This window comes from Rhodococcus sp. IEGM 1354, assembly GCF_030056855.1.
Lineage (GTDB): Bacteria > Actinomycetota > Actinomycetes > Mycobacteriales > Mycobacteriaceae > Rhodococcoides.
The window spans coordinates 284,453-306,276 of record NZ_JASHKT010000005.1 but is presented as its reverse complement, the minus strand read 5'-3'; the positions used below and the strand labels follow the sequence as shown (position 1 = coordinate 306,276).

Here is a 21,824-nt window from a genome sequence, read left to right as displayed (position 1 = left end):
AGGCACGCCGCCACGACGGTCGCGTGTGGGCTGCGGCATACTGGGTAGACGAGCCGATGTGAGACATGCAGGAACAGACGGATGCGAGGTGTGAGGTGACGGTGGACAGTGTCACGTCCCTCGGGATCCCGCGATTCGGTGCAGCTTCTTCGGGATCGTCGTTCGGTCCGGTGGACGATCGTCCCGACGTGCCGCATCTGATCGATCGCTTCGGGCGGGTGGCACGCGATCTGCGCGTCTCGATCACCGAGAAGTGCTCGCTGCGGTGCACGTACTGCATGCCCGAGGAGGGGCTGCCGGCAATCCCCACAGCCGACCTCCTGACCGCTGCAGAAATCGCCCGAGTCGTCTCGGTTGCCGTGCGCCTGTTGGGAATACGCGACGTGCGTTTCACCGGCGGCGAGCCTCTGATGCGCCGAGATCTTGACGAGATCCTTCGTTCATGTTCCGCTGTCGCAGACGGCGTGCCGTTGTCCATGACCACCAATGCCGTCGGCCTGGAACATCGTGCACAGGCCCTCGCCGAGGCCGGGTTGACACGGGTCAACGTGTCGTTGGACTCGGTCGATCGTGAACAGTTCGCGCGTCTGACTCGACGCGATCGTCTTCCGTCGGTGCTGGCCGGCATCCGGGCGGCCAAGAAGGCGGGCATCGGTCCGGTGAAGGTCAATGCCGTACTGATGCGAGACACCCTGTCCGGTGCCGTGGATCTGCTCCGGTGGTGTCTCGACGAGGGGGTCGCGCTTCGATTCATCGAGCAGATGCCACTCGACGCCGATCACGAATGGGCCCGCAACAACATGATCGGCGCCCAGACGTTGCTCGACGAGTTGTCCACTGCTTTCGATCTTCGTGAAGTGGGTCGCGCCGATCCGTCCGCTCCCGCCGAGGAATGGAGCGTGGACGGCACGGAGGCGACCGTGGGAATCATCGCGTCCGTCACGCGCTCGTTCTGCGGCGACTGTGATCGCACGAGGCTCACGGCCGAGGGGACCATCAGGTCCTGCCTGTTCAGCGATGACGAGACGGATCTTCGCGCGGCGCTGCGGGGCGGTGCCACCGATGACGAGTTGGCAGCAGTATGGCGCGGAGCCATGTGGAACAAATGGGCCGGGCACGGCATCGACGCCGAGGGCTTCGTGCCACCGACCCGCAGTATGGGAGCAATCGGTGGTTGAGACACAGCCCAGCACGACCGGCAGTCGAACGATGCAGGTGGAGGTGCGGTACTTCGCAGCCGCCGTCGACGCGTCCGGCTGCGAGTCCGAATACCTGACTCTGCCGGCCGGTGCGACGCTCGGAGAATTGCGCGAGGCCATCCGTTCTCGGTACGGAGCCCCGATGGAACCGATTCTGCGGGTGTCGGCGTATCTGGTCGGAGACGAGTTGACCCGCGATCTGGGTCGGTCCGTAGGCAGCAGAGTCGACGTACTGCCGCCGTTCGCCGGCGGCTGATCGTCACGATCGCCGCCGACGAAGGTCGGTCAGTGACCGTTCTTCCACCAATCGTCGAACGGTGTCACGGGAACGGTTCGCTTGTGCCGCGTCGCCGCGAACATCTTCTCGAGTTTGTCGGCCACTTCCTCGGTGACGTCTTTGCCTTCGAGGTAGTCGTCGATCTGCTCGTAGGTGACGCCGAGTGCCTCCTCGTCGGGCAGGGCCGGCCGATCGTCTTCGAGATCTGCGGTGGGGACTTTGCGCCACGTACTTTCGGGCGCACCGAGTTCGCGTAGCAGTGCAGCGCCTTGACGCTTGGTCAAGCCGGTCAGTGGCGTCAGATCCACCCCACCGTCGCCGAACTTGGTGAAGAAGCCGGTGATTGCCTCGGCCGCGTGATCGGTGCCGACGACCACATGTCCGAGTTCGCCGGCGATCGCGTACTGGGCGACCATGCGTTGGCGAGCTTTGATGTTGCCGCGCACGAAATCTCGAACCTCGCCCGTCCCCAGTGCCTCGGCGGTCGAAGCGGCTGCGGCATCGGAGGCGTCCTTGATGTTCACCGTCACCGTGCGATCGGGATCGATGAACTTCAGTGCGATCGCCGCGTCGTCCTCGTCGGCCTGCACACCGTAGGGCAGCCGTACTGCGACGAATTCGGCCTCGTGCCCGTCAGCTCGAAGTTCGGTCACTGCCTGCTGCGCGAGCTTGCCGGTGAGCGTGCTGTCCTGTCCGCCGCTGATCCCGAGTACGAAACCGGAGGCCGGTGTCGACGCGAGGTAGTCCTTGAGGAAGTCCACGCGCCTGCGGACCTCCGTCACCGGATCGATGGTCGACTGTACCGCCAGCTCACGCATGATTCCGGAGCGCAATTCCGAGTTGATGTGTCCCATCCGATCATCCTAATGACGAGTGCGGGTACGCGTTCGGGTCGAGAAGGATGCGTAGTGTCGTTCGACGTGAGCGGATCCACGGATACCTTCGTCAAGCGAGATACCCGCGCGCACCCGGACTTCTTCGAGGCCGAGGCGACGGGACTCGCGTGGCTCGGTGAGACAGGGGTGCCTGTGGTCGGTGTTCTCGATTGCGGACCGACGTTCATCGAACTCGAGCGGTTGACGGCCGCGCGTCCCACCGAGGTCGCGGCCCGTCGATTCGGGCGCGAACTGGCCCGGATGCACGACGGCGGCGCGGCCGGATTCGGAGCTCCGCCGAATCGCCCGGACGGCACACCGTTTCCCGGGCAGTTGTTCATCGGCTCCCGGCCCATGACCAACACTGTCCACGCCACCTGGGGTTCGTTCTACGCCGCCGAGCGAGTGCTGCCGTTTCTGCGGATCGCGGTCGACGCCGGAAACGTGACGCAGTCCGAGGCGGCGACCGTCGAGGCGGCGTGCGAGCGGGTGGCGGACGGCGAGTTCGACGATGATGAACCGCCCAGTCGAATCCACGGAGACCTGTGGAACGGCAACGTCTTCTGGACCGATGCGGGTGTCGTCCTGATCGATCCCGCGGCACACGGCGGACATCGCGAAACGGATCTCGCGATGGCGGCACTGTTCGGCTGTCCTCATCTGGACGCCATGGTCGACGGCTACGAGTCCGTGCATGCGCTGCGGACGGGGTGGCGCGACCGAACCGCCCTCCACCAGTTGCATCCTCTGGCCGTACATGCGGCCGGACACGGCCGTTCGTACGGTACTGCCTTGCATTCGGCGGCACTGTCGGTCCTCGCGACGTGACCGACAACCGCTATCGGACGCGAGTTGCTCTGCGCACCAGATCTTCCCACCCGTCGGCCAGCCGATCCATCGCCATTCCGAGGTCTCGGTACTGGTGCAGCACCAACGTGGCCTCCAGGGGTGTGAGCAGCCAGTAGGTGAGAAGTTCCAGGTCCCCCTCCACGCCGGCCGCACGGAGCAAAGACAGAACATGTGTGAAATTGACCATGTGCGCCGGAGCCGAATACCGAGCGTCGGCCGAGCTTTCCGCGGCGCGCAGCACTTCACCCTGAACCCGGACGAATTCCAGCCGTGCCCGACCGAACGCGACGAGGCGGTCGATGGGATCGGCACCGGGCCCGAGCGGCGGTTCGCCGAACATGAACGAGCTCTGCAGCATCTTCTCGGTGTGGTCCAGCAGGGCTCGCATCAACCCGGCGCGGTTACCGAAGCGTCGGAACACGGTGCCTTTGCCGACGCCGGCCCTCGTTGCCACGGCTTCCATGGTCACGGCGTCGGCACCGAGGGTCGCCACCAGCTCCGTTGCGGCGTCGAGCAGCAGCCGGCGGTTGCGGGCAGCGTCGCAGCGCTCGGAGTCTTCGCCTACTACGGGCAGCATCGGACCGGTCACCTGTTCAGGGTACCTCTCCTGGGAATGCAAATGGACCGCGGTCCGTTTGGATGGTATGAATTGACACGACGATCACGTCATCCGAACTTTCGAAGGAAGATTTCATGTCAGACGCACACGTACTCGTTCTCGTCGGAAGCCTGCGCGCCGAATCGGTGAACAAGCAGATTGCCGAGACTGCAGTCACCGTCGCACCGGCCGATGCCGAGATCGTGGTCTACGACGGGCTGGGCGACGTTCCCTTCTACAACGAGGACATCGACGTCGACGGCTCCGTGCCTGCGGCCGCCCTCGCTCTGCGCGCCGCTGCCGAGAAGGCTTCTGCGCTGCTGTTGGTCACGCCCGAATACAACGGCACCATTCCGGCCGTGCTGAAGAACGCCATCGACTGGCTCTCACGTCCCTACGGTGCCGGTGCCATGGTGGGCAAGCCGGTCGTAGTCATCAGCGCATCGCCGAGTGGCAACGGGGCCAAGTGGGCCCACGAGGACGCGAGCAAGGCCGTCCGCATCGCCGGCGGATCCGTACTCGAGGACGTCCAGCTGTCCATCGGCGGCACCATCGACAAGTTCGGGGCCGCTCACCCGCGTGAGAACGCCGAGGTGTCCGGTGAGATCGGCCATGTCGTGGCCGAGTTGGTCAAGGCGTCGAAGGAGCTCGTCAGCGCGTGACCGCTTGATGGTATCGGGAATCGTTTTCATGTAGCCTGGTCTCATGAAGGTGAGAAATTCTCTGAAATCGCTCAAGAACAAGCCCGGTGCCCAGGTGGTTCGCCGCCATGGGGTCGTGTTCGTGATCAACAAGAAGGAGCCGCGGTTCAAGGCGCGTCAACGCTGACACTCGCGTGATCCACGTGACGGCCCCTCGGAGCAATTCCGAGGGGCCGTCGTCGTGCGCGGGTGTTTTCGGTGATCGTCACTGTCGGGGCGACGGTCGGTAGTGACGAAAGACACCTCGTTCTGTGACGTCCGACACGCCGATGTGGGGTGGACGAGCGTCGGCCGCACAGCCGTGACCAGCGAATACCACGCATGTTGTTCGCAACATCTCGTGTTCTAGGCAGATGGGGGACACTAGGTGTAGTGTTTGACCCGCCGAGAGACCACAACTCGAAGAGCCCGAACGACGTGGGTTCGAGCAGGTCGCAGTCGCCCTGAGCGGGAGATGTTCTCGGTGCCACACGCAGAGCACATCGTCGCCATCGGTGCACCCGACGGCGACAACGGAAAGAGGGACACCATGAGCATCACCGTTTACACCAAGCCCGCCTGCGTCCAGTGCAATGCCACCTACCGTGCCCTCGACAAAGCGGGTATCGAGTACTCCGTCATCGACATCTCGCAGGACCCCGAAGCACGTGACTACGTCATGGCGCTCGGTTACCTGCAGGCCCCCGTCGTCGTCGCCGGTGACGACCACTGGTCCGGCTTCCGCCCGGATCGCATCAAGACCCTCGCGACGAACGCTGCTTGAACAGATCGAGAAAGTGAGTGAGCGGTGAGTTCACAACAGCAGTCCTCGAACTCACTCGTCTACTTCTCCAGCGCGTCGGAGAACACGCACCGTTTCGTATCGAAGTTGGATATCCCCGCGACGCGCATTCCCTTACGAGATCCGGACGGCACGTTTCGCGTCGACTCTCCCTACGTCCTGATCGTGCCGACGTACGGCGGAGGAACGACGTACGCCGGCCGCGACACCAACTACGTCCCCAAGCGTGTGATCAAGTTTCTCAACGACAAGCACAATCGATCGTTGATCAGAGCCGTCATCGCTGCCGGAAACACCAATTTCGGTGACTCCTTCTGCTTTGCCGGAGACGTCATCTCGCAGAAATGCGCGGTTCCGTATCTCTACCGCTTCGAATTGATGGGCACCCCCGAGGACGTAGTGCGAGTCCGCGAGGGACTCGAAGACTTCTGGGAACGGGAAGTCCGTCGCGCTGCCCACACGCACTGAGCATCAACCACCACAGACCAGTAGGAGCACCGCCGTGGCACCGACCATCACCGACGCAGCACCCGCACCCGCGACCGTTCGCAGCGACGGTGACATGGACTATCACGCGCTCAACGCGATGCTCAATCTCTACGGGCCCAACGGTGAGATCCAGTTCGAGAAGGACCGCGAAGCTGCCAATCAGTACTTCCTGCAGCACGTCAACCAGAACACCGTGTTCTTCCACGACCTGGACGAGAAGCTGGACTACCTGGTCGAGGAGAACTACTACGAGCCCGAGGTTCTGGACCAGTACTCACGTGAGTTCGTGAAGTTCCTGATCAACCACGCGTACTCGAAGAAGTTTCGATTCCCGACCTTCCTCGGTGCGTTCAAGTACTACACCTCCTACACGCTCAAGACGTTCGACGGTAAGCGCTACCTCGAACGCTTCGAGGACCGTGTGTGCATGGTGGCATTGACGCTGGCGGCCGGTGACGAAGCCCTGGCCACCGATCTCGTGGACGAGATCATCGCCGGCCGATTCCAGCCCGCGACGCCCACCTTCCTCAACTCGGGCAAGAAGCAGCGCGGCGAGCCCGTCTCGTGCTTCCTGCTCCGCATCGAAGACAACATGGAGTCCATCGGACGATCCATCAACTCCGCGTTGCAGCTGTCCAAGCGCGGCGGCGGAGTTGCATTGCTGCTGAGCAACATTCGCGAAGCAGGTGCGCCGATCAAGCGGATCGAGAACCAGTCGTCCGGTGTCATCCCGATCATGAAGCTGCTCGAGGATTCGTTCTCGTACGCCAACCAGCTCGGGGCCCGCCAGGGCGCGGGCGCGGTGTACCTGCACGCGCACCACCCCGACGTGTACAAGTTCCTCGACACCAAGCGAGAGAACGCCGACGAAAAGATCCGCATCAAGACGCTGTCCCTCGGAATCGTCATCCCGGACATCACGTTCGAACTGGCGAAGAAGAACGAGGACATGTATCTGTTCTCGCCGTACGACGTCGAGCGCATCTACGGAGTGCCGTTCGCCGATATCGACGTCTCGGAGAAGTACTACGAGATGGTCGACGACAAGAGGATTCGCAAGACCAAGATCAAGTCGCGTGAATTCTTCCAGACTCTCGCCGAGCTGCAGTTCGAGTCCGGATACCCGTACATCATGTACGAGGACACCGTCAATCGTGCGAACCCGGTGAAGGGCAAGATCACTCACTCCAACCTGTGCTCGGAAATTCTCCAGGTCTCGACGCCGTCGACGTTCAACGACGACCTCTCGTACAGTCACGTGGGCAAAGACATCTCGTGCAACCTGGGCTCGTTGAACATTGCCAAGACGATGGATTCGCCCGATTTCGGTAAGACCATCGCGGTGGCGATCCGTGGTCTGACTGCGGTGTCGGATCAGACCCACATCTTCTCGGTACCGTCGATCGAGCAGGGTAACAACGACTCTCACGCGATCGGCCTGGGTCAGATGAACCTGCACGGCTACCTCGCCCGCGAGCGCATTCACTACGGCTCGACCGAGGGAATCGACTTCACCAACATCTACTTCTACACGGTGTTGTTCCACGCCATCCAGGCCTCGAACCAGCTGGCCAAGGCTCGCGGCCAGTACTTCAAGGGGTTCCCGGATTCCAAGTACGCGTCGGGTGAGTTCTTCGACAAGTACACCGACCAGGTGTGGGAGCCTGCGACAGCGAAGGTCGCAAAGTTGTTCGCCGACTCCGACGTCGCCATCCCGACGCAGGCCGATTGGGCCGCGCTGAAGGCCTCGGTGCAGGAGTACGGAATCTACAACCAGAACCTGCAGGCCGTTCCGCCGACCGGCTCGATCTCGTACATCAACAACTCCACCTCGTCGATTCACCCGGTGGCGTCGAAGATCGAGATCCGCAAGGAAGGCAAGATCGGCCGCGTCTACTACCCGGCACCGTACCTCGACAACGACAACCTGGATTACTACCAGGACGCGTACGAGATCGGCTACGAGAAGATCATCGACACCTACGCTGCCGCAACGCAACACGTCGATCAGGGCCTGTCCTTGACGCTGTTCTTCAAGGACACCGCCACCACCCGCGACATCAACCGCGCGCAGATCTACGCATGGCGCAAGGGCATCAAGACGCTGTACTACATCCGTCTGCGTCAGATGGCCCTCGAGGGCACCGAGGTCGAGGGTTGCGTCTCCTGCATGCTGTAGGGCTTCGCCGTCGTGCGCGTTTTGCGTACCTGGAGGGACGCAAAACGCGCACGACGGAAGTTGTCGTACCCACTGGGCAGGATGGCCGGCCATGGAGCATGGTCGGGGGGACGGTCGAGAACTTCAGGTTCTGATCGACACGCAGTGGGGGCTGTTCACGCAGTCGCAGGTCACGGAGTTGGGGTACAGCCGAAATCGAGTCCGCAAGCTGGTGGACGGTGGCGCTTGGATCGTTGTTCTGCGCGGCGTCTATTCAATCTTCACCGGGCCGTTGACGCGGGATCGAATCCTGATGGCAGCGCTTCTGTACGGAGGTGGACACGCAATGCTGAGCCATCGATCCGCGGCGGAGGAGTGGGGTTTCCGCACGCCCGACCCATCCGCGGCGGTCCACGTCACTGTGCCGTACGGAAAGTCTGCGTGCAATCAACGGCCGACGGTGCGCTCGGCCCCTGTGCAGGGAGTACGGCTGGTGGCAGGCATCGGATCGGCATTGCATCCCGGAGTGGTGGTGCATCGTTCTCGTGCACACAGATACATCGGGGTACCAGGGGACATGCCGCGAACGACGTTGGTGGACACTGCACTCGATCTGGCGGTGTCGGAACCTACGCCGAGGCAGGCTTTCCGCAGCTTGGTGTCGTCGGTGACTCAGCGACGAATTCGATTGACGGACGTCCGGGAGCAGATTGCCGTCCGCAGGCCGTACCGGTATCTCACAGCGCTGACCGAAGCCGTCGACTTGCTCGCGAACGGCGTTCAATCCGTTCTCGAACTCGAATATGCGACCAACGTCGAAGAGGCTCACGGGCTTCCGGCTGCCGAACGGCAGAGCGCCATACAGGTCGACGGGCGGACACTCTACGAGGACGTCGTGTACCGAGTTGGATCTCGTACGTTGACCGTCCGCCTGGACGGTCGTCGGTTCCATTCGATGCAAGAGGTCGCATTCCGTGATCGGCGACGTGACAATGCTTCGGAACTCGCCGGGCGTGCGCGACTCGTTTTCGGGTACGAGGAGGTCAGCAGCGATCCGTGCGGCGTCGCAGGAGACGTTGCTCGGGTTCTTCGGCGTGAGGGCTGGGAGGGCGAACTCACGTCGTGCGCGTTGTGCGCCCCTCCAGGTACGCAAAACGCGCACGACACAGATCTTGTGTTAGCTATTGATGTCGGACACAACGGGTAGTGTTCGTGTCAGCGACTTTTCACGTAGCTCCGTCCATATTTCTCGCTCATCGACTGTAGGTAGGCACCCATGGTAAAGCTCATCGATCGTGTCACCGCGATCAACTGGAATCGGGTCCAGGACGACAAGGACTCCGAAGTCTGGGAGCGTCTCACCAGTAATTTCTGGCTGCCCGAGAAGGTGCCGGTGTCGAACGACATCCCGTCGTGGGCCACTCTGACCGCCGTCGAGAAGCAGTTGACGATGCGCGTGTTCACCGGACTGACACTGCTCGACACCATTCAGGGCACCGTCGGTGCAGTCAGCCTCATTCCCGACGCGATCACTCCCCACGAGGAGGCGGTGTACACCAACATCGCGTTCATGGAGTCGGTGCACGCGAAGAGCTACAGCTCCATCTTCTCCACCCTCAGCTCCACCCGCGACATCGACGATGCGTTCCGCTGGTCCGAGGAGAACGTCAACCTTCAGCGCAAGGCCGAGATCGTGCTGAACTTCTACCACGGTGACGACCCGCTCAAGCGCAAGGTGGCGTCGACTCTGCTCGAGTCGTTCCTCTTCTACTCCGGCTTCTACCTGCCGATGTACTGGTCCTCACGGGCCAAGCTGACCAACACGGCGGACCTGATCAGGCTGATCATTCGCGACGAGGCCGTCCACGGGTACTACATCGGGTACAAGTACCAGAAGGGTCTCGAGAAGGTCAGCGAGGAGCGGCGCGAGGAACTCAAGAACTACACGTTCGAGTTGCTGTTCGAGTTGTACGACAACGAGGTCGAGTACACCCAGGATCTGTACGACGAGATCGGTCTGACCGAGGACGTCAAGAAGTTCCTGCGCTACAACGCCAACAAAGCACTGAACAACCTCGGCTACGAGGGTCTGTTCCCCAAGGACGAGACCGATGTGAATCCGGCGATTCTGTCGGCACTGTCACCCAACGCCGACGAGAACCACGACTTCTTCTCCGGGTCGGGATCCTCGTACGTCATCGGAAAGGCCGTCAACACCGAAGACGAGGACTGGGACTTCTAGAGACTCGTTCGCGCGTCGGGCCGCTCACTCCTTCGGTGGGCGGCCCGGCGCGCGAATGTCTTTGGCATCCTTCGGCATTCGGCCCTGGTCGCTCAATGCTCGGCGCAGTAGGAACTCGATCTGAGCGTTGGTGCTCCGGAGATCGTCGGAGGCCCAGCGGGCAAGGGCGTCGTGCACCGCTGGGTCCAGCCGAAGTAATACTTTCTTACGCTCGACGGCCATGGCTCACTGGTACAGCGATCCGGTATTGACGACAGGTTGCGTGTCGCGGTCGCTGCACAGCACGACGAGCAGGTTCGACACCATCGCCGCTTTCCGCTCCTCGTCGAGTTCGACGACGTGCTTCTCCTCGAGCTTCGACAACGCCATCTCCACCATGCCGACCGCGCCTTCGACGATCTGCTGACGCGCCGCGATGACCGCTCCCGCCTGCTGGCGTCGCAGCATGGCCTGCGCGATCTCCGGGGCATAGGCAAGACGGTTGATGCGGGTCTCGATCACCTCCACACCTGCCGACCGCACCCGCGCGTGCACCTCCTCCGACATCGCGGCGGTGATCTCGTCGGCGTTCTCTCGCAACGACATTCGGCCTTCGGCGTCGTACGGGTAGCTGCCGGCGATATGACGGACGGCCGATTCGGTCTGGACGGCGACGAACTCCTCGTAATCGTCGACCTGGAAAGATGCCAGGGCGGTATCGGCAACCTGCCAGACGACGATGGCAGAGATCTCGATCGGATTGCCGTCGGCGTCGTTGACCTTCGATTGGCCGGTCTCGTGGTTGCGGATGCGCGTCGAGATGGCCCTGCGGTACGTCAACGGATTGGTCCAGCGCAGCCCCGGTGTACGCAGCGTCCCGCTGTACGAACTGCCGAGTAGCTGCAGAACGCGAGCTTGATTGGGTTGAACCAGAGTCAATCCCATGAGTGCCGGCAGCGAGAGCACGAACAGCACGACTCCGACGACCGTGAGCCCCACCACGGAGAAGGCCAGTCCGAGAGCGAACGCGGCGATTCCGCCGAGAAACAGCGCAAGACCGACGCCGAGCATCGACCAGCCCGGCAGATCCCAGCCGGTGCGCTCGGCGATGGTCGTGGTCGGTGTACCCGTCGGCTTCTCGGCGACGGTAGCGGGTGCGGACATGACAACCTCCCTCTCGATGTTGATACTAAAGTGATATCACATTACGAATCGAAACAGGGACGGTTCGGTGGAGCTGTGTACTCGGTGCGGCAGGGGAGTCAGCGTCGAAACCATGCCGACGGGTCGTCGGCGATGGCTTTCTCGATTCGTAATCGCGAAGTGGCCGTGAGGTTTTCGGGTAGGCCATCGAGTTCGAACCAGGCCACGTCGAGGTTCTCGTCGTCGGCGACATGAGGAGTGCCGCCGGTGTAGCGAGCGAGGAACGTGATGTCCAGATATTGCGCGACGTCGCCGTTGGGGTAGGTGATGGGCTCTGTCACGTCGACGCTCGTCAGGCGCACGATCGTGGCGTCCACACCGGTCTCCTCACTGATCTCACGCAGCGCGGCGGGTGCAGGTTCCTCGCCGGGCTCGAGGATTCCGGACACCACCGCCCAGGTGTTGTTGTCTGCCCGCAGAGTCAGCAGCACGCGCCGATCGTCGTCGAGAACGACAGCGCTGACGCCGGACAGCCACAGCGGGGACGTGCCGACGACGCTGCGCAGCGCCTGAACGAAGTCCGGAATGGGCATCGCGTCAGGACACGTAGGCGTTCAGAGAAGCGGACAGGTCGGCCAGAACCGCCCGAGCCGCGACGACACCGCTGCCGGACCAGACCGTGTCGTTCACCGCGAACACCCGCCCGTCGGTGACCGAGCCGAGAGCGTGCCACGCGTCGCCGTCCATCACCTCACGGCCGAAGGTCTCGCCGTCCGGGCCCGCGAATCGCACGTAGACGATGTCGCCCTCGACGGGCTCCAGGTTCCCGGACTCGACCGAGAAACCACCGTCACGCTGATTCTGTGGCCGCCCCACGCCGACCTCGGCAAGCACCTGGCCCGCGAACGAGTCCGGACCGTCGACCTCGATGGAGTCGGCATCGAATCGGACGACCGACGCCTGCGTCTGGGTCGCGTCGATCTCGCGTCCGACGCGTTCGGCATCCGCGGAGAACGACGCGAGCTGGTCGAATCCTGCCTGGCCGCGCCCCAAGGCGGCTGCGGACTGCAGAAAGGTGTCTTTCCACCCCTGTCCGGTCGCAGTGAACACGGTCGGCGCAATGGCCTGCAGCGAATCGTAGGTATCGGATCCGAGAGAATCGGCACCCAGGATCAGATCGGGGTCGAGGGCGGCGATCGTATCGATGTCGGGGGCACCGACCGTGCCGACCGACGGAACCGACGCCAGGCCGGTACCCAGGTACAGCGGTTGGTCTCCGTCTCCCCGAAAATCGGGGTCGAGCGTGGCCGCGCCGACGACGCGTTCCCAGATACCGACCGCGCAGCTGGCGTCGAGGCCGGCAGCGTCGAGGACGACGATGCGCTGTGGATCGGCCGGGATGGCGCTGATTCCCTCGGCGTGCCCGACGGGGCGGGTATCGCCCTCGACTCCGGTCGGGTCGAGTGGGGCAAGTGCGGGACACAGTCCGACGGTGTCCCGGTTGTTACCGACCACCCCCGCTCCGGCGATGTTCGTCGTACTGCGAACGATGGTGGATGCGTCGTCCTCGGTCGCGGAGTCGGAGCATCCGGTCAACGCCACGGCTGCCATCAGGCAGACAGCGGCCGCCGTGCCCGTGGTGTGCGGCGCGAACCGGCGGGGGAGTCGTGGTCGAAGTGGCAACGCGGAACTTCTTTCTGCGGGTCGGGTGGTCTCACACAGTAACGGAAATCGCCTCGCGCAGAGCACCGCCGCGGACCCTTCTCGGCCATCTGTTCGCACGGTGTTCCGGGGTGTGTCGGAGGGCTCGTAAAGGCCGACGGCGCAGGCAGATCGCACCCCGAACCATGGCTCGATCGAATCCAATACGACACACGGTAGGACCGGTTCGGCAAGCGTCGGTCCGACGGTCTACGATTCGAGTAGCGCACGACTAGTGACGTCGCCTCGTGATTCGGGGTCGGACGCGCAATCAGGAGGATCTGTGACTGCCCTAGCGCCTAGGCCCGCTCCCGCGGTGGATGCTGCTCGGCCTTTCCCGCCGCGGATGGGACCGAAGGGTTCGTTCATCCACAAGGCGGTGACCACAACCGATCCCAAGGTTCTCGGGATCATGTACATCGCGACGTCGTTCGCCTTCTTCCTCGTCGGTGGACTGATGGCGCTGTTGATGCGCGCCGAGTTGGCCGTGCCGGGGATGCAGTTCCTGTCCAACGAGCAGTACAACCAGCTGTTCACGATGCACGGCACCATCATGTTGCTGCTGTACGCAACACCGATCGTGTTCGGCTTCGCCAACTACATTCTTCCGCTGCAGATCGGTGCGCCGGACGTGGCGTTCCCGCGTCTCAACGCGTTCTCCTACTGGCTGTACCTGTTCGGTGCGCTGATCACCACGGCCGGCTTTATCACCCCGGGTGGCGCGGCCGACTTCGGATGGACGGCGTACACGCCGCTCACCTCTGCTCTGCACTCGCCCGGTGTCGGTGCCGACCTGTGGATCATGGGCCTCGCCGTCGCCGGTCTGGGAACCATCCTCGGTGGCGTCAACATGATCACCACGGTGATCTGCCTCCGCGCTCCCGGTATGACGATGTTCCGGATGCCCATCTTCACCTGGAACATCCTGGTCACGTCGATTCTGATCCTGCTGGCGTTCCCGCTGCTGACCGCCGCACTGCTCGGCCTTGCCGCCGACCGCCACCTGGGCGCGCATCTCTTCGACCCGGCAACGGGCGGAGTGCTGCTGTGGCAGCACCTGTTCTGGTTCTTCGGGCACCCCGAGGTCTACATCATCGCGTTGCCGTTCTTCGGAATCGTGTCCGAGGTGTTCCCGGTGTTCTCCCGCAAGCCGATCTTCGGTTACTCGGGTCTGATCTACGCGACGATCGCCATCGCTGCACTGTCGATCGCCGTGTGGGCCCACCACATGTACGCCACCGGCGCGGTACTGCTGCCGTTCTTCTCGTTCATGACATTCCTCATCGCTGTTCCGACCGGTGTGAAGATCTTCAACTGGGTCGGCACGATGTGGCGCGGACAAGTCACGCTGGAAACGCCGATGCTGTTCTCGATCGGCTTCCTGATCACGTTCGTGTTCGGCGGGCTGACCGGTGTGCTGCTGGCATCGCCTCCCATCGACTTCCAGGTCACCGACACGTACTTCGTCGTCGCCCACTTCCACTACGTGGTGTTCGGCACCGTGGTGTTCGCGACGTACGCAGGCATCTACTTCTGGTTCCCGAAGATGACGGGCCGGATGATGGACGAGGCTCTGGGCAAGTGGCACTTCTGGCTGACGTTCTTCGGATTCCATGCCACGTTCCTGGTGCAGCACTGGCTCGGTAACGAAGGCATGCCGCGTCGCTACGCCGACTACCTGCCGTCCGACGGGTTCACCGAACTGAACATCATCTCGACCATCGGTGCTTTCATCCTCGGTGCCTCCACGCTGCCGTTCGTCTGGAACGTGTTCAAGTCGTACCGATACGGTGAGGTCGTCACCGTCGACGATCCTTGGGGTTACGGAAACTCGCTGGAGTGGGCCACCTCGTGCCCGCCCCCGAGGCACAACTTCACCGAGCTGCCCCGGATCCGTTCCGAACGACCGGCGTTCGAGCTGCACTACCCGCACATGGTCGAGCGGATGCGGTCCGAAGCGCACGTCGGTCCGGGTGCTCACGGTGGCAAGACCACCGCGGTACTCGAACAGGCCCGCCGGGCTCCGATCGCTACCAGCGATCACGAAGGTTCGGGCGACCCGGATCCCCGGTAGTCCACAGCACAGCGAGAGCCCCTCCCGGCTACCGGGCGGGGCTCTTCGCTTGCGACAATCTTTCCTGCGCGTCCGGCCCGTTCGGCGGCAGTCGCGGGACACGAGCAGGGCACACCAGTAATGGGGGGACAGTGCGAAAGGGAGATTCGGTGAGATCGAGCGACACTGCGGTGTTGGTAACGGTGACGGGACCCGACAAGCCAGGTGTCACATCGGTGCTGTTCGCGGCCCTGTCACGGCACGACGTCAGTTTGCTCGACGTGGAGCAGGTGGTCATCCGCAAGAGGCTGACCCTGGGAGTGTTGCTGACCTGTCCACGCGATCCCGAGGCGCTCCAGGAGGAACTCGAAGACGCGATGGCCACCGTGGGCGTCCATGTCGATGTCGAGATCGACGCGGCACAGAACGGTGGACGCACGCTGGCCACGCATGTCGTCGTCGTGCTCGGCCGTCCGGTCACCGCGCGAGCGTTCAGTACCATCTCCCGCGAATTGGCCCGGCAGGGTGCCAATATCGATTCCATCCGTGGGATCGCGGACTACCCGGTGACGGGCCTCGAACTTCAGGTCACCGCCACCGACACCTCGCCTGAGGCAGACCTGCAGCTACGCACCGGCCTCGCCGCGATCGCAGCGGGAATCGGCGTCGACATCGCAGTGGAACGAGCCGGCATCGCGCGGAGGTCGAAACGACTCATCGTGTTCGACGTGGACTCGACGTTGGTCCAGGGCGAGGTCATCGAGATGCTTGCCGCCCGGGCCGGGCGCGAGGACGAGGTTCGTGCCGTCACCGAGGCGGCGATGCGCGGGGAGATCGACTTCGCCGAGTCGTTGGAACAGCGTGTCGCGGCGCTGGCAGGCCTCGACGCCTCCGTCATCGACGACGTCGCCGACAGCTTGGAGCTGACGGCAGGGGCTCGAACGACCATCCGGACGCTTCGCCGGCTCGGCTTCGCCTGCGGTGTCGTATCGGGTGGATTCCGCCAGGTGATCGAGGGCCTGGCTCACGAACTCGAACTCGACTACGTCAAGGCGAACACTCTCGAGATCGTCGACGGGAAGTTGACCGGTCGCGTCATCGGCGACGTCGTCGACCGTGCTGCGAAGGCGACCGCGCTGCGGGAGTTCGCCGCGCAGGCCGGAGTGCCGATGGAGCAGACGGTCGCGGTCGGCGACGGTGCAAACGACATCGACATGCTCACCGCGGCCGGGCTCGGCGTTGCGTTCAACGCCAAGCCCGCGCTTCGCGAGATCGCCGACACTGCGATCTCGCACCCGTACTTGGACGCCGTCCTGTTCATTCTCGGGGTCACCCGAAACGAGATCGAAGCTGCGGATGCCGTGGACGGGGGAGTCCGCCGCGTCCCGATCCCATGACCGACGCCCCCGCCGTCGGCGACTCCGTCGATCGGGACCGTGCCGGGTCGACGTCCGATACGGCCGAACCCGAGCAGTTCTCGGACGCCAACACGTTCGCCTCGCGTCACGCCGAGTTGGCCCGCGGCTATGGCGGCGCGGACGATCCCGAGGACCCGTCGGATGTTCTGGCCATGCCCATGGTGCTGCACATACCCAAGGCCGACCCGCCGGTGCGCAACGAGCTACTCGAAGCCGCCGCCCGAGCCGTCGTGGCACTCTGCCTCGACCCACGGGTCGGTGTCGACGCCTCGTGGCACGAGCCTCTCGTCGCGTGGACCTCGGCTCGAATCAGGAAGGTCGCCCGCCGTGCGCGCGGCGCGCAATGGACTGCGGCGCAGGAGGTTCCGGGGGTCACGGTCGACGTCGGGAGCGCCTCGGCCCGTGCTTTCGTGCCGGGCCGCGTCGGCGATCTGGATCCGCGCATCAAGCGTCTCCAGATCGGCGGCACCGACGTACCGTCCGAAGAGGAGTCACCGCCGAGCGCCGGTCCGGTGCTGTGGATCGACGCGTCCCTGTCGATGACGGTGGGCAAAGCCGCCGCGCAGGTGGGTCATGCGTCGATGTTGCTGGCCGGTGCGATGAGTGTCGACGATTGTCGGGCCTGGGCCGATGCCGGTTTCGCCTGTTCGGTTCGGTCGGCGGATCCGGAGCAGTGGGCGCACGCGCTGGACGAGGTCCGCGCGGGTCGTGCCGTCGCAGTTCGAGATGCGGGTTTCACCGAAGTGGCCCCCGGTTCGACGACTGTGATCGCTCTTCGGGCGTAACGCAGCAACAGTCGGGGGTCCACTGTCGCGTAACTGGCTATCGAACGGGGTATCCAGTGCCCGGACACTGAATCTATGCCCTTCTTACCGCTACGCGTCGCCGCCGGCCGTCGTCTCCCGTCTCGCCTGACGGCGCTCTATGTCGGCCTGTGGCTGTACGGCGCGTCCATGTCACTGATGATCGCCGGTGGACTTGGAGTCAATCCCTGGGATGTGTTCCACCAGGGTCTGTCGCGGCACCTGTCGCTCAGCTTCGGAACCATCACTGCCATCACCGGCGTGGCGGTGCTGCTGATGTGGATACCGCTGCGGCAGCGTCCCGGCCTGGGGACCGTCAGCAACGTGATCGTCATCGCTGTCGCCGTGGATACGACGTCGGCGATCCTGCCCCACTTGGGCGGGCCGATCGTTCGGACACTCGCAATGGTGTCGGGCATCGTCGTCAATGCCTTCGCCACGGCGCTCTACATCGGTGCGGGAATGGGCCCGGGCCCCCGAGACGGTTTGATGACCGGGTTGGTCGCACGCACCGGATGGTCGATTCGCCTCACTCGCACGGGAATCGAACTGACAGTGGTACTCACCGGCTGGCTGCTCGGCGGAACCCTCGGTGTGGGTACGGTGCTCTACGCGCTCGGGGTTGGACCGCTCGTGCAGCTGTTCATGACTCACCTACCGGCGCTGCGGAACACGAGAACGGTGGAGCCTGTCACCGAAATCTTCGAACCTGCCTCCAGTGCGGTGGTATCGGGTGGGACACCGTCCGCGCGAGAGGAATCGAGGACGGGTACGAATCGAGACGACGACCAACTGGGGCAGGCCAGCGTGATCTCGGCCGGCCCGCCGGAATGCAAGATCAGCAACGAACTCGCGTCGTCCACCTGCCCGCCGTCGGAGGCGTAGGAACGCACGTCGGACCCGTCGACCCAGGCGGAGATCGTGCGTACCGAATCGTCGTTCCATCTGTCGTGATCGAATTCGATTCCGGCGGAATCGAACCAGACGAGGTCCGGTCGACCGGTCGGCGTCGCCCGGCCGGTGAAGAACTCTTGCTGGCGCAGTGTCGGGGCACTCGCACGTACGCGCAGCAGGCGCGCCACGAAGCGAATCATGTTCTGATCTGCGCTGTCCCAGTCGACGGCCCAGGCCTCGGATGCCGGTGCATCGTGAGATACGCAGTAGGCGTTGTTGTTTCCGCCCTGGCTGTGGCCGAGTTCGTCACCTGCGAGCAGCATGGGTGTTCCGGTCGACAGCGTCAGGGTGGCCAGCAGGGCGCGGACGTGGCGTGCACGGTCGTCGAGCACGGTGGAGTCCTCGGTCGAACCCTCGACGCCGTAGTTGACCGACGAGTTGTTGTCGGTGCCGTCTCTGTTCTCTTCGCCGTTGGCTTCGTTGTGCTTTCGTTCGTAGGACACCAGATCGCGTGCGGTGAACCCGTCGTGCGCGGTGACGAAATTTATCGAGGCCCACGGCAGTCGACCGCTCCCGGCATAGAGGTCTTCGGAACCTGCCAAGCGGGAAGCCAATTCGCGCACTCCGTGATGGCCGGCCCAGAAGCCTCGCACGGTGTCTCGGTAGCGGTCGTTCCACTCGGACCACATCACCCCGAAGTTGCCCACTTGGTATCCGGCACCGGTCGCATCCCAGGGCTCGGCGATCAACTTGACGCCCGACAGCACCGGATCGGTTCCGATCGCCGTCAACAACGGTGCACGAGAATCGAATCGCCAACCACCGGGTCGGCCGAGGGTACTGGCCAGGTCGAATCGGAATCCGTCCACGCCCATGTCCTCCACCCAATAGCGCAGGCTGTCGCACACCATGCGAACCACCGCGGGCGACGCCGAGTCGAGTGTGTTGCCGCAACCGGTCAGGTCGACGTCGGATCCGCGACCGTCGAGTAGGTAGTACCCCGGTGCGTCGAGCCCCCGCCAACTGATCGACGGCCCGTCGACCGCGGATTCGCACGTGTGGTTGTAGACCACGTCGAGAATCACTTCGATCCCTGCGCTGTGCAACGCGTCGACCATCGTCCGGAACTCGTCCACTTCGTTGCCCCGTATGGCGGCGAAACGCGGATCGGGTGCGAAATAGGCGCCAGTGGAATAGCCCCAATGGTTTCGCATTCCCCGAGCGCGCACCCCGGGTTCGGTGAACGTGGTGTGGACCGGTAGCAATTCGACCGACGTGATTCCCGTTCGAGCCAGGTGTTCGAGTACGGCCGGGTGCGCGAGCCCGAGGTAGGTGCCGCGAAGGTGTTCGGGTACGCCGTTGTGGCGCGCGGTGAACGAACCGACGTGCAGTTCGTAGAGCACGGTTCTGTCCCAGGGAACAGCAGGCCGCGCCGGGCGTTCGCGATTGTCCGACGGTCCGCGGACGACGCCCAGCGGAAGGTGGCCGAGGGAATCGCGACTGCAGGGGGCTCCGAACGGGTCGTCCTCGTAGGCCAACAGTGCCGCGGGATCTCCGAATTCACCGGACACCTGGCGGGCGGACGGGTCGAGCAGGATCTTGGCCCCGTTGAATCGTCGGCCGGAGTGGGGATCCCAGGTGCCGTGCGCACGAAAGCCGTACCGCACGCCGGGTCCGACGTCGGGGACGAAGGCGTGCCTGATGCCGAAAGTCCGCGTGCTCAACTCCACGCGACGCTCGCCGCCGTCCGGATCGATCAGACATACCTCGACGCCGTCCGCATCGGGAGCGTGGACTGCGAATTGCGTACCAGTGGGATGCACAGTGGCACCCAGTGGAAACGGGTGCCCAGGCGGGTTCACGCGAGTGACCCCGTCGACGGGACGGCGGGAGGTGCGAGGTACATCGTCAATGGGCGACACGCGTGCACATCCTGCCGTGTCTGCGCGGGGAGTGTGCGGGAGGATGGGAGCCGTGTCTGAACCGGATCCCGACCTGCTCGTAGATTTCACCGATGTCGTAGTCCGCCGAGGAGGCGTGACATTGGTGGGTCCCGTCACCTGGAAGGTGGAACTGGACGAACGGTGGGTCGTACTCGGACCCAACGGTGCAGGTAAGACGTCGCTGCTCCGTATCGCTGCCGCCGAGATCCATCCCACGTCCGGTGTCGCTCACGTTCTCGGTGAGGTGATGGGCAGAACGGACGTCTCGGAACTGCGTCCTCGAATCGGCCTGTCGTCGTCCTCGTTGGCGCACCGAATTCCCGCCGACGAACTGGTCTCCGATCTGGTCGTATCCGCCGGCTACTCCGTGCTGGGACGGTGGCGGGAGAAGTACGACGCGATCGACACCGAACGGGCCGTCGAGATGCTCGAGAGCCTCGGGGCCGAACATCTGGCGACGCGGACATACGGCACCCTGTCGGAGGGTGAGCGCAAGCGAGTGCTGATCGCCCGTGCCCTGATGACCGACCCCGAACTGCTGTTGCTGGACGAGCCGGCCGCCGGCCTCGATCTCGGCGGCCGCGAAGAACTGGTAGCCCGATTGGCCGATCTGGCTGCCGATCCCGACGCTCCCGCCACCGTGCTGATCACCCACCATGTGGAGGAAATCCCGCCCGGTTTCAGCCACGCACTGCTGCTCAAGGAGGGCGGCGTGGTTGCGCAGGGCCTGGTCGACGACGTCATCACGGCGGAGAACCTGACCGAGGCCTTCAGCCAGTCGATCACCCTCGATCGCGTCGACGGTCGCTACTTCGCGCGCCGAACGCGCGCTGCCGGGGCGCACCGACGCTAGAGCGGACCCCGTGCCCGGGCGCACCGGCTCAGCGGTACGTTGCGGAGATGAGTTCGAGCACCGCCGCAGATCCCGTTCCAGCACGTGATGCGTCGACCGTCATCCTCGTTCGGGACGGCCGATCGCGACCGGGCATCGAGGTGTTCCTTCTCGAACGCGTCGGCGGGATGGCATTCGCCGGCGGAATGACGGTATTTCCCGGTGGCGGCGTGGATCCGTCGGACGCGGCAGCGGACATCGAGTGGGCAGGTCCGCCGCCGTCGTGGTGGGCCGACCGATTCGGCACCGATGAGGGGAAGGCGCAGGCGCTGGTGTGCGCAGCGGCACGCGAGACGTTCGAGGAGTGCGGCGTGTTGTTGGCCGGTCCGACGGCGGATTCGGTGGTCGCCGACACCGCCCCGTTCTCTGCGGAACGCGGTCGACTCGAACGCCGGGAGCTGTCGTTCGCCCAGTTTCTCACCGACCACGATCTGGTTCTGCGGGCAGATCTGTTGCGGCCGTGGTCGCATTGGATCACCCCGATCGGTGAAGCCCGTCGCTACGACACGAGGTTCTTCGTTGCCGTACTCCCGGATGGCCAGAACGCGGACGGTGAGACCAGCGAGGCGGCGTCGGTGAGCTGGCGTTCGGCCGAGGACGCGTTGGCGGACTGGCGTTCGGGTACCACCGTCCTGCTGCCACCGACGTGGAGTCAGCTCGATGCGCTCGGTCGATTCGACACCGTGACCGAGGTTCTCGATCACGAGCAGACGATCGAGGCCGTCCTGCCCGTTCTGACCCGCGAGAACGGCACCGTCCGAGTGGAGTTCGACGGCGAGGACGCGTACTACGCGGGCACGGTCCATCCCTGGTCGAAACGCTGACCTCG

Annotated in this window: 22 protein-coding genes and 1 pseudogene; 16 read left to right on the top strand and 7 right to left on the bottom strand. The window is 64.1% G+C overall.

Annotated elements, in window-relative coordinates:
• Positions 1–125 precede the first annotated feature (125 nt).
• Both moaA and QM588_RS13560 read left to right on the top strand, forming a co-directional pair.
• Positions 126–1,178 carry a GTP 3',8-cyclase MoaA gene (gene moaA, locus QM588_RS13565; RefSeq protein ID WP_283314162.1) on the top strand — a complete coding sequence of 351 codons (1,053 nt, stop codon included), beginning with the start codon at positions 126–128 and terminating at the stop codon, positions 1,176–1,178.
• A gap of 31 nt (positions 1,179–1,209) precedes the next feature.
• Positions 1,210–1,455, top strand: coding sequence for a MoaD/ThiS family protein (locus QM588_RS13560; RefSeq protein ID WP_283314160.1), 246 nt, complete (start codon positions 1,210–1,212; stop codon positions 1,453–1,455).
• Positions 1,456–1,484: 29 nt separating this feature from the next.
• Here QM588_RS13560 and nadE read toward each other — a convergent pair whose 3' ends face one another.
• The gene (nadE, locus tag QM588_RS13555) at positions 1,485–2,330 is read right to left on the bottom strand and encodes an ammonia-dependent NAD(+) synthetase (RefSeq protein ID WP_283313979.1); all 846 of its coding nucleotides are present in this window, start codon (positions 2,328–2,330) and stop codon (positions 1,485–1,487) included.
• Positions 2,331–2,396: 66 nt separating this feature from the next.
• Between nadE and QM588_RS13550 the strand changes: the two genes are divergently transcribed.
• Positions 2,397–3,179 (top strand): fructosamine kinase family protein, encoded by a 783-nt coding sequence (locus QM588_RS13550; protein ID WP_283313978.1) that lies wholly within the window; start codon positions 2,397–2,399, stop codon positions 3,177–3,179.
• Between the two features lie 10 nt (positions 3,180–3,189).
• Here QM588_RS13550 and QM588_RS13545 read toward each other — a convergent pair whose 3' ends face one another.
• Positions 3,190–3,789: a TetR/AcrR family transcriptional regulator gene (locus QM588_RS13545; RefSeq protein WP_283313977.1), complete on the bottom strand. Its 600-nt coding sequence runs from the start codon at positions 3,787–3,789 to the stop codon at positions 3,190–3,192.
• Between the two features lie 104 nt (positions 3,790–3,893).
• Between QM588_RS13545 and QM588_RS13540 the strand changes: the two genes are divergently transcribed.
• The 7 genes from QM588_RS13540 to nrdF all read left to right on the top strand — a co-directional run bounded on the left by QM588_RS13540 (position 3,894) and on the right by nrdF (position 10,169).
• Positions 3,894–4,460 (top strand): NAD(P)H-dependent oxidoreductase, encoded by a 567-nt coding sequence (locus QM588_RS13540; protein WP_283313975.1) that lies wholly within the window; start codon positions 3,894–3,896, stop codon positions 4,458–4,460.
• Between the two features lie 43 nt (positions 4,461–4,503).
• A complete protein-coding gene (gene ykgO, locus QM588_RS13535; protein ID WP_027496600.1) occupies positions 4,504–4,626 on the top strand; it encodes a type B 50S ribosomal protein L36 in 123 nt (40 codons plus the stop codon).
• Between the two features lie 402 nt (positions 4,627–5,028).
• Positions 5,029–5,262 carry a redoxin NrdH gene (locus QM588_RS13530; RefSeq protein WP_027496601.1) on the top strand — a complete coding sequence of 78 codons (234 nt, stop codon included), beginning with the start codon at positions 5,029–5,031 and terminating at the stop codon, positions 5,260–5,262.
• A 24-nt stretch (positions 5,263–5,286) separates the two neighbouring features.
• The gene (nrdI, locus tag QM588_RS13525; protein ID WP_027496602.1) at positions 5,287–5,748 is read left to right on the top strand and encodes a class Ib ribonucleoside-diphosphate reductase assembly flavoprotein NrdI; all 462 of its coding nucleotides are present in this window, start codon (positions 5,287–5,289) and stop codon (positions 5,746–5,748) included.
• Between the two features lie 34 nt (positions 5,749–5,782).
• Positions 5,783–7,948, top strand: coding sequence for a class 1b ribonucleoside-diphosphate reductase subunit alpha (nrdE, locus tag QM588_RS13520; protein WP_442972916.1), 2,166 nt, complete (start codon positions 5,783–5,785; stop codon positions 7,946–7,948).
• Between the two features lie 91 nt (positions 7,949–8,039).
• Positions 8,040–9,134 carry a type IV toxin-antitoxin system AbiEi family antitoxin domain-containing protein gene (locus QM588_RS13515; RefSeq protein ID WP_283313971.1) on the top strand — a complete coding sequence of 365 codons (1,095 nt, stop codon included), beginning with the start codon at positions 8,040–8,042 and terminating at the stop codon, positions 9,132–9,134.
• Positions 9,135–9,203: 69 nt separating this feature from the next.
• Positions 9,204–10,169: a class 1b ribonucleoside-diphosphate reductase subunit beta gene (gene nrdF / locus QM588_RS13510; protein ID WP_057477537.1), complete on the top strand. Its 966-nt coding sequence runs from the start codon at positions 9,204–9,206 to the stop codon at positions 10,167–10,169.
• A 24-nt stretch (positions 10,170–10,193) separates the two neighbouring features.
• On the opposite strand, the gene QM588_RS13505 is transcribed toward nrdF, so the two are convergent.
• The 4 genes from QM588_RS13505 to QM588_RS13490 all read right to left on the bottom strand — a co-directional run bounded on the left by QM588_RS13505 (position 10,194) and on the right by QM588_RS13490 (position 12,902).
• Positions 10,194–10,391, bottom strand: a complete 198-nt coding sequence (locus QM588_RS13505; RefSeq protein ID WP_283313970.1) for a hypothetical protein — start codon at positions 10,389–10,391, stop codon at positions 10,194–10,196.
• 3 nt (positions 10,392–10,394) lie between these two features.
• Complete coding sequence (locus QM588_RS13500; RefSeq protein WP_283313969.1) at positions 10,395–11,312, bottom strand: SPFH domain-containing protein; 918 nt, start codon at positions 11,310–11,312, stop codon at positions 10,395–10,397.
• A 98-nt stretch (positions 11,313–11,410) separates the two neighbouring features.
• Positions 11,411–11,884, bottom strand: a complete 474-nt coding sequence (locus tag QM588_RS13495; RefSeq protein ID WP_283313968.1) for an NUDIX hydrolase — start codon at positions 11,882–11,884, stop codon at positions 11,411–11,413.
• A 4-nt stretch (positions 11,885–11,888) separates the two neighbouring features.
• Entirely contained in the window at positions 11,889–12,902 is a 1,014-nt protein-coding gene (locus QM588_RS13490; RefSeq protein WP_283314157.1) for an ABC transporter substrate-binding protein, read from the bottom strand.
• Positions 12,903–13,275: 373 nt separating this feature from the next.
• Here QM588_RS13490 and ctaD point away from each other — a divergent pair, with 373 nt between their 5' ends.
• The 4 genes and pseudogenes from ctaD to yczE all read left to right on the top strand — a co-directional run.
• Complete coding sequence (gene ctaD / locus QM588_RS13485) at positions 13,276–15,066, top strand: aa3-type cytochrome oxidase subunit I (protein ID WP_027496609.1); 1,791 nt, start codon at positions 13,276–13,278, stop codon at positions 15,064–15,066.
• 149 nt (positions 15,067–15,215) lie between these two features.
• Positions 15,216–16,442, top strand: a complete 1,227-nt coding sequence (gene serB, locus QM588_RS13480; RefSeq protein WP_283313965.1) for a phosphoserine phosphatase SerB — start codon at positions 15,216–15,218, stop codon at positions 16,440–16,442.
• Positions 16,439–17,248, top strand: a complete 810-nt coding sequence (locus QM588_RS13475) for an aminoacyl-tRNA hydrolase (protein WP_283313962.1) — start codon at positions 16,439–16,441, stop codon at positions 17,246–17,248. The genes serB and QM588_RS13475 overlap by 4 nt, the downstream gene beginning before the upstream one ends.
• A gap of 75 nt (positions 17,249–17,323) precedes the next feature.
• A pseudogene (gene yczE / locus QM588_RS13470) lies at positions 17,324–17,905 on the top strand (membrane protein YczE); the annotation flags it as partial.
• Positions 17,906–17,916: 11 nt separating this feature from the next.
• On the opposite strand, the gene glgX reads toward yczE, so the two are convergent.
• Positions 17,917–20,073, bottom strand: coding sequence for a glycogen debranching protein GlgX (gene glgX, locus QM588_RS13465; RefSeq protein ID WP_442972925.1), 2,157 nt, complete (start codon positions 20,071–20,073; stop codon positions 17,917–17,919).
• 52 nt (positions 20,074–20,125) lie between these two features.
• On the opposite strand from glgX, the gene QM588_RS13460 reads away from it, so the two are divergent.
• Together QM588_RS13460 and QM588_RS13455 are read left to right on the top strand one after the other, a co-directional pair.
• Complete coding sequence (locus QM588_RS13460; protein ID WP_094663210.1) at positions 20,126–20,956, top strand: ABC transporter ATP-binding protein; 831 nt, start codon at positions 20,126–20,128, stop codon at positions 20,954–20,956.
• 47 nt (positions 20,957–21,003) lie between these two features.
• A complete protein-coding gene (locus QM588_RS13455) occupies positions 21,004–21,819 on the top strand; it encodes an NUDIX hydrolase (protein ID WP_283313958.1) in 816 nt (271 codons plus the stop codon).
• Positions 21,820–21,824 lie beyond the last annotated feature (5 nt).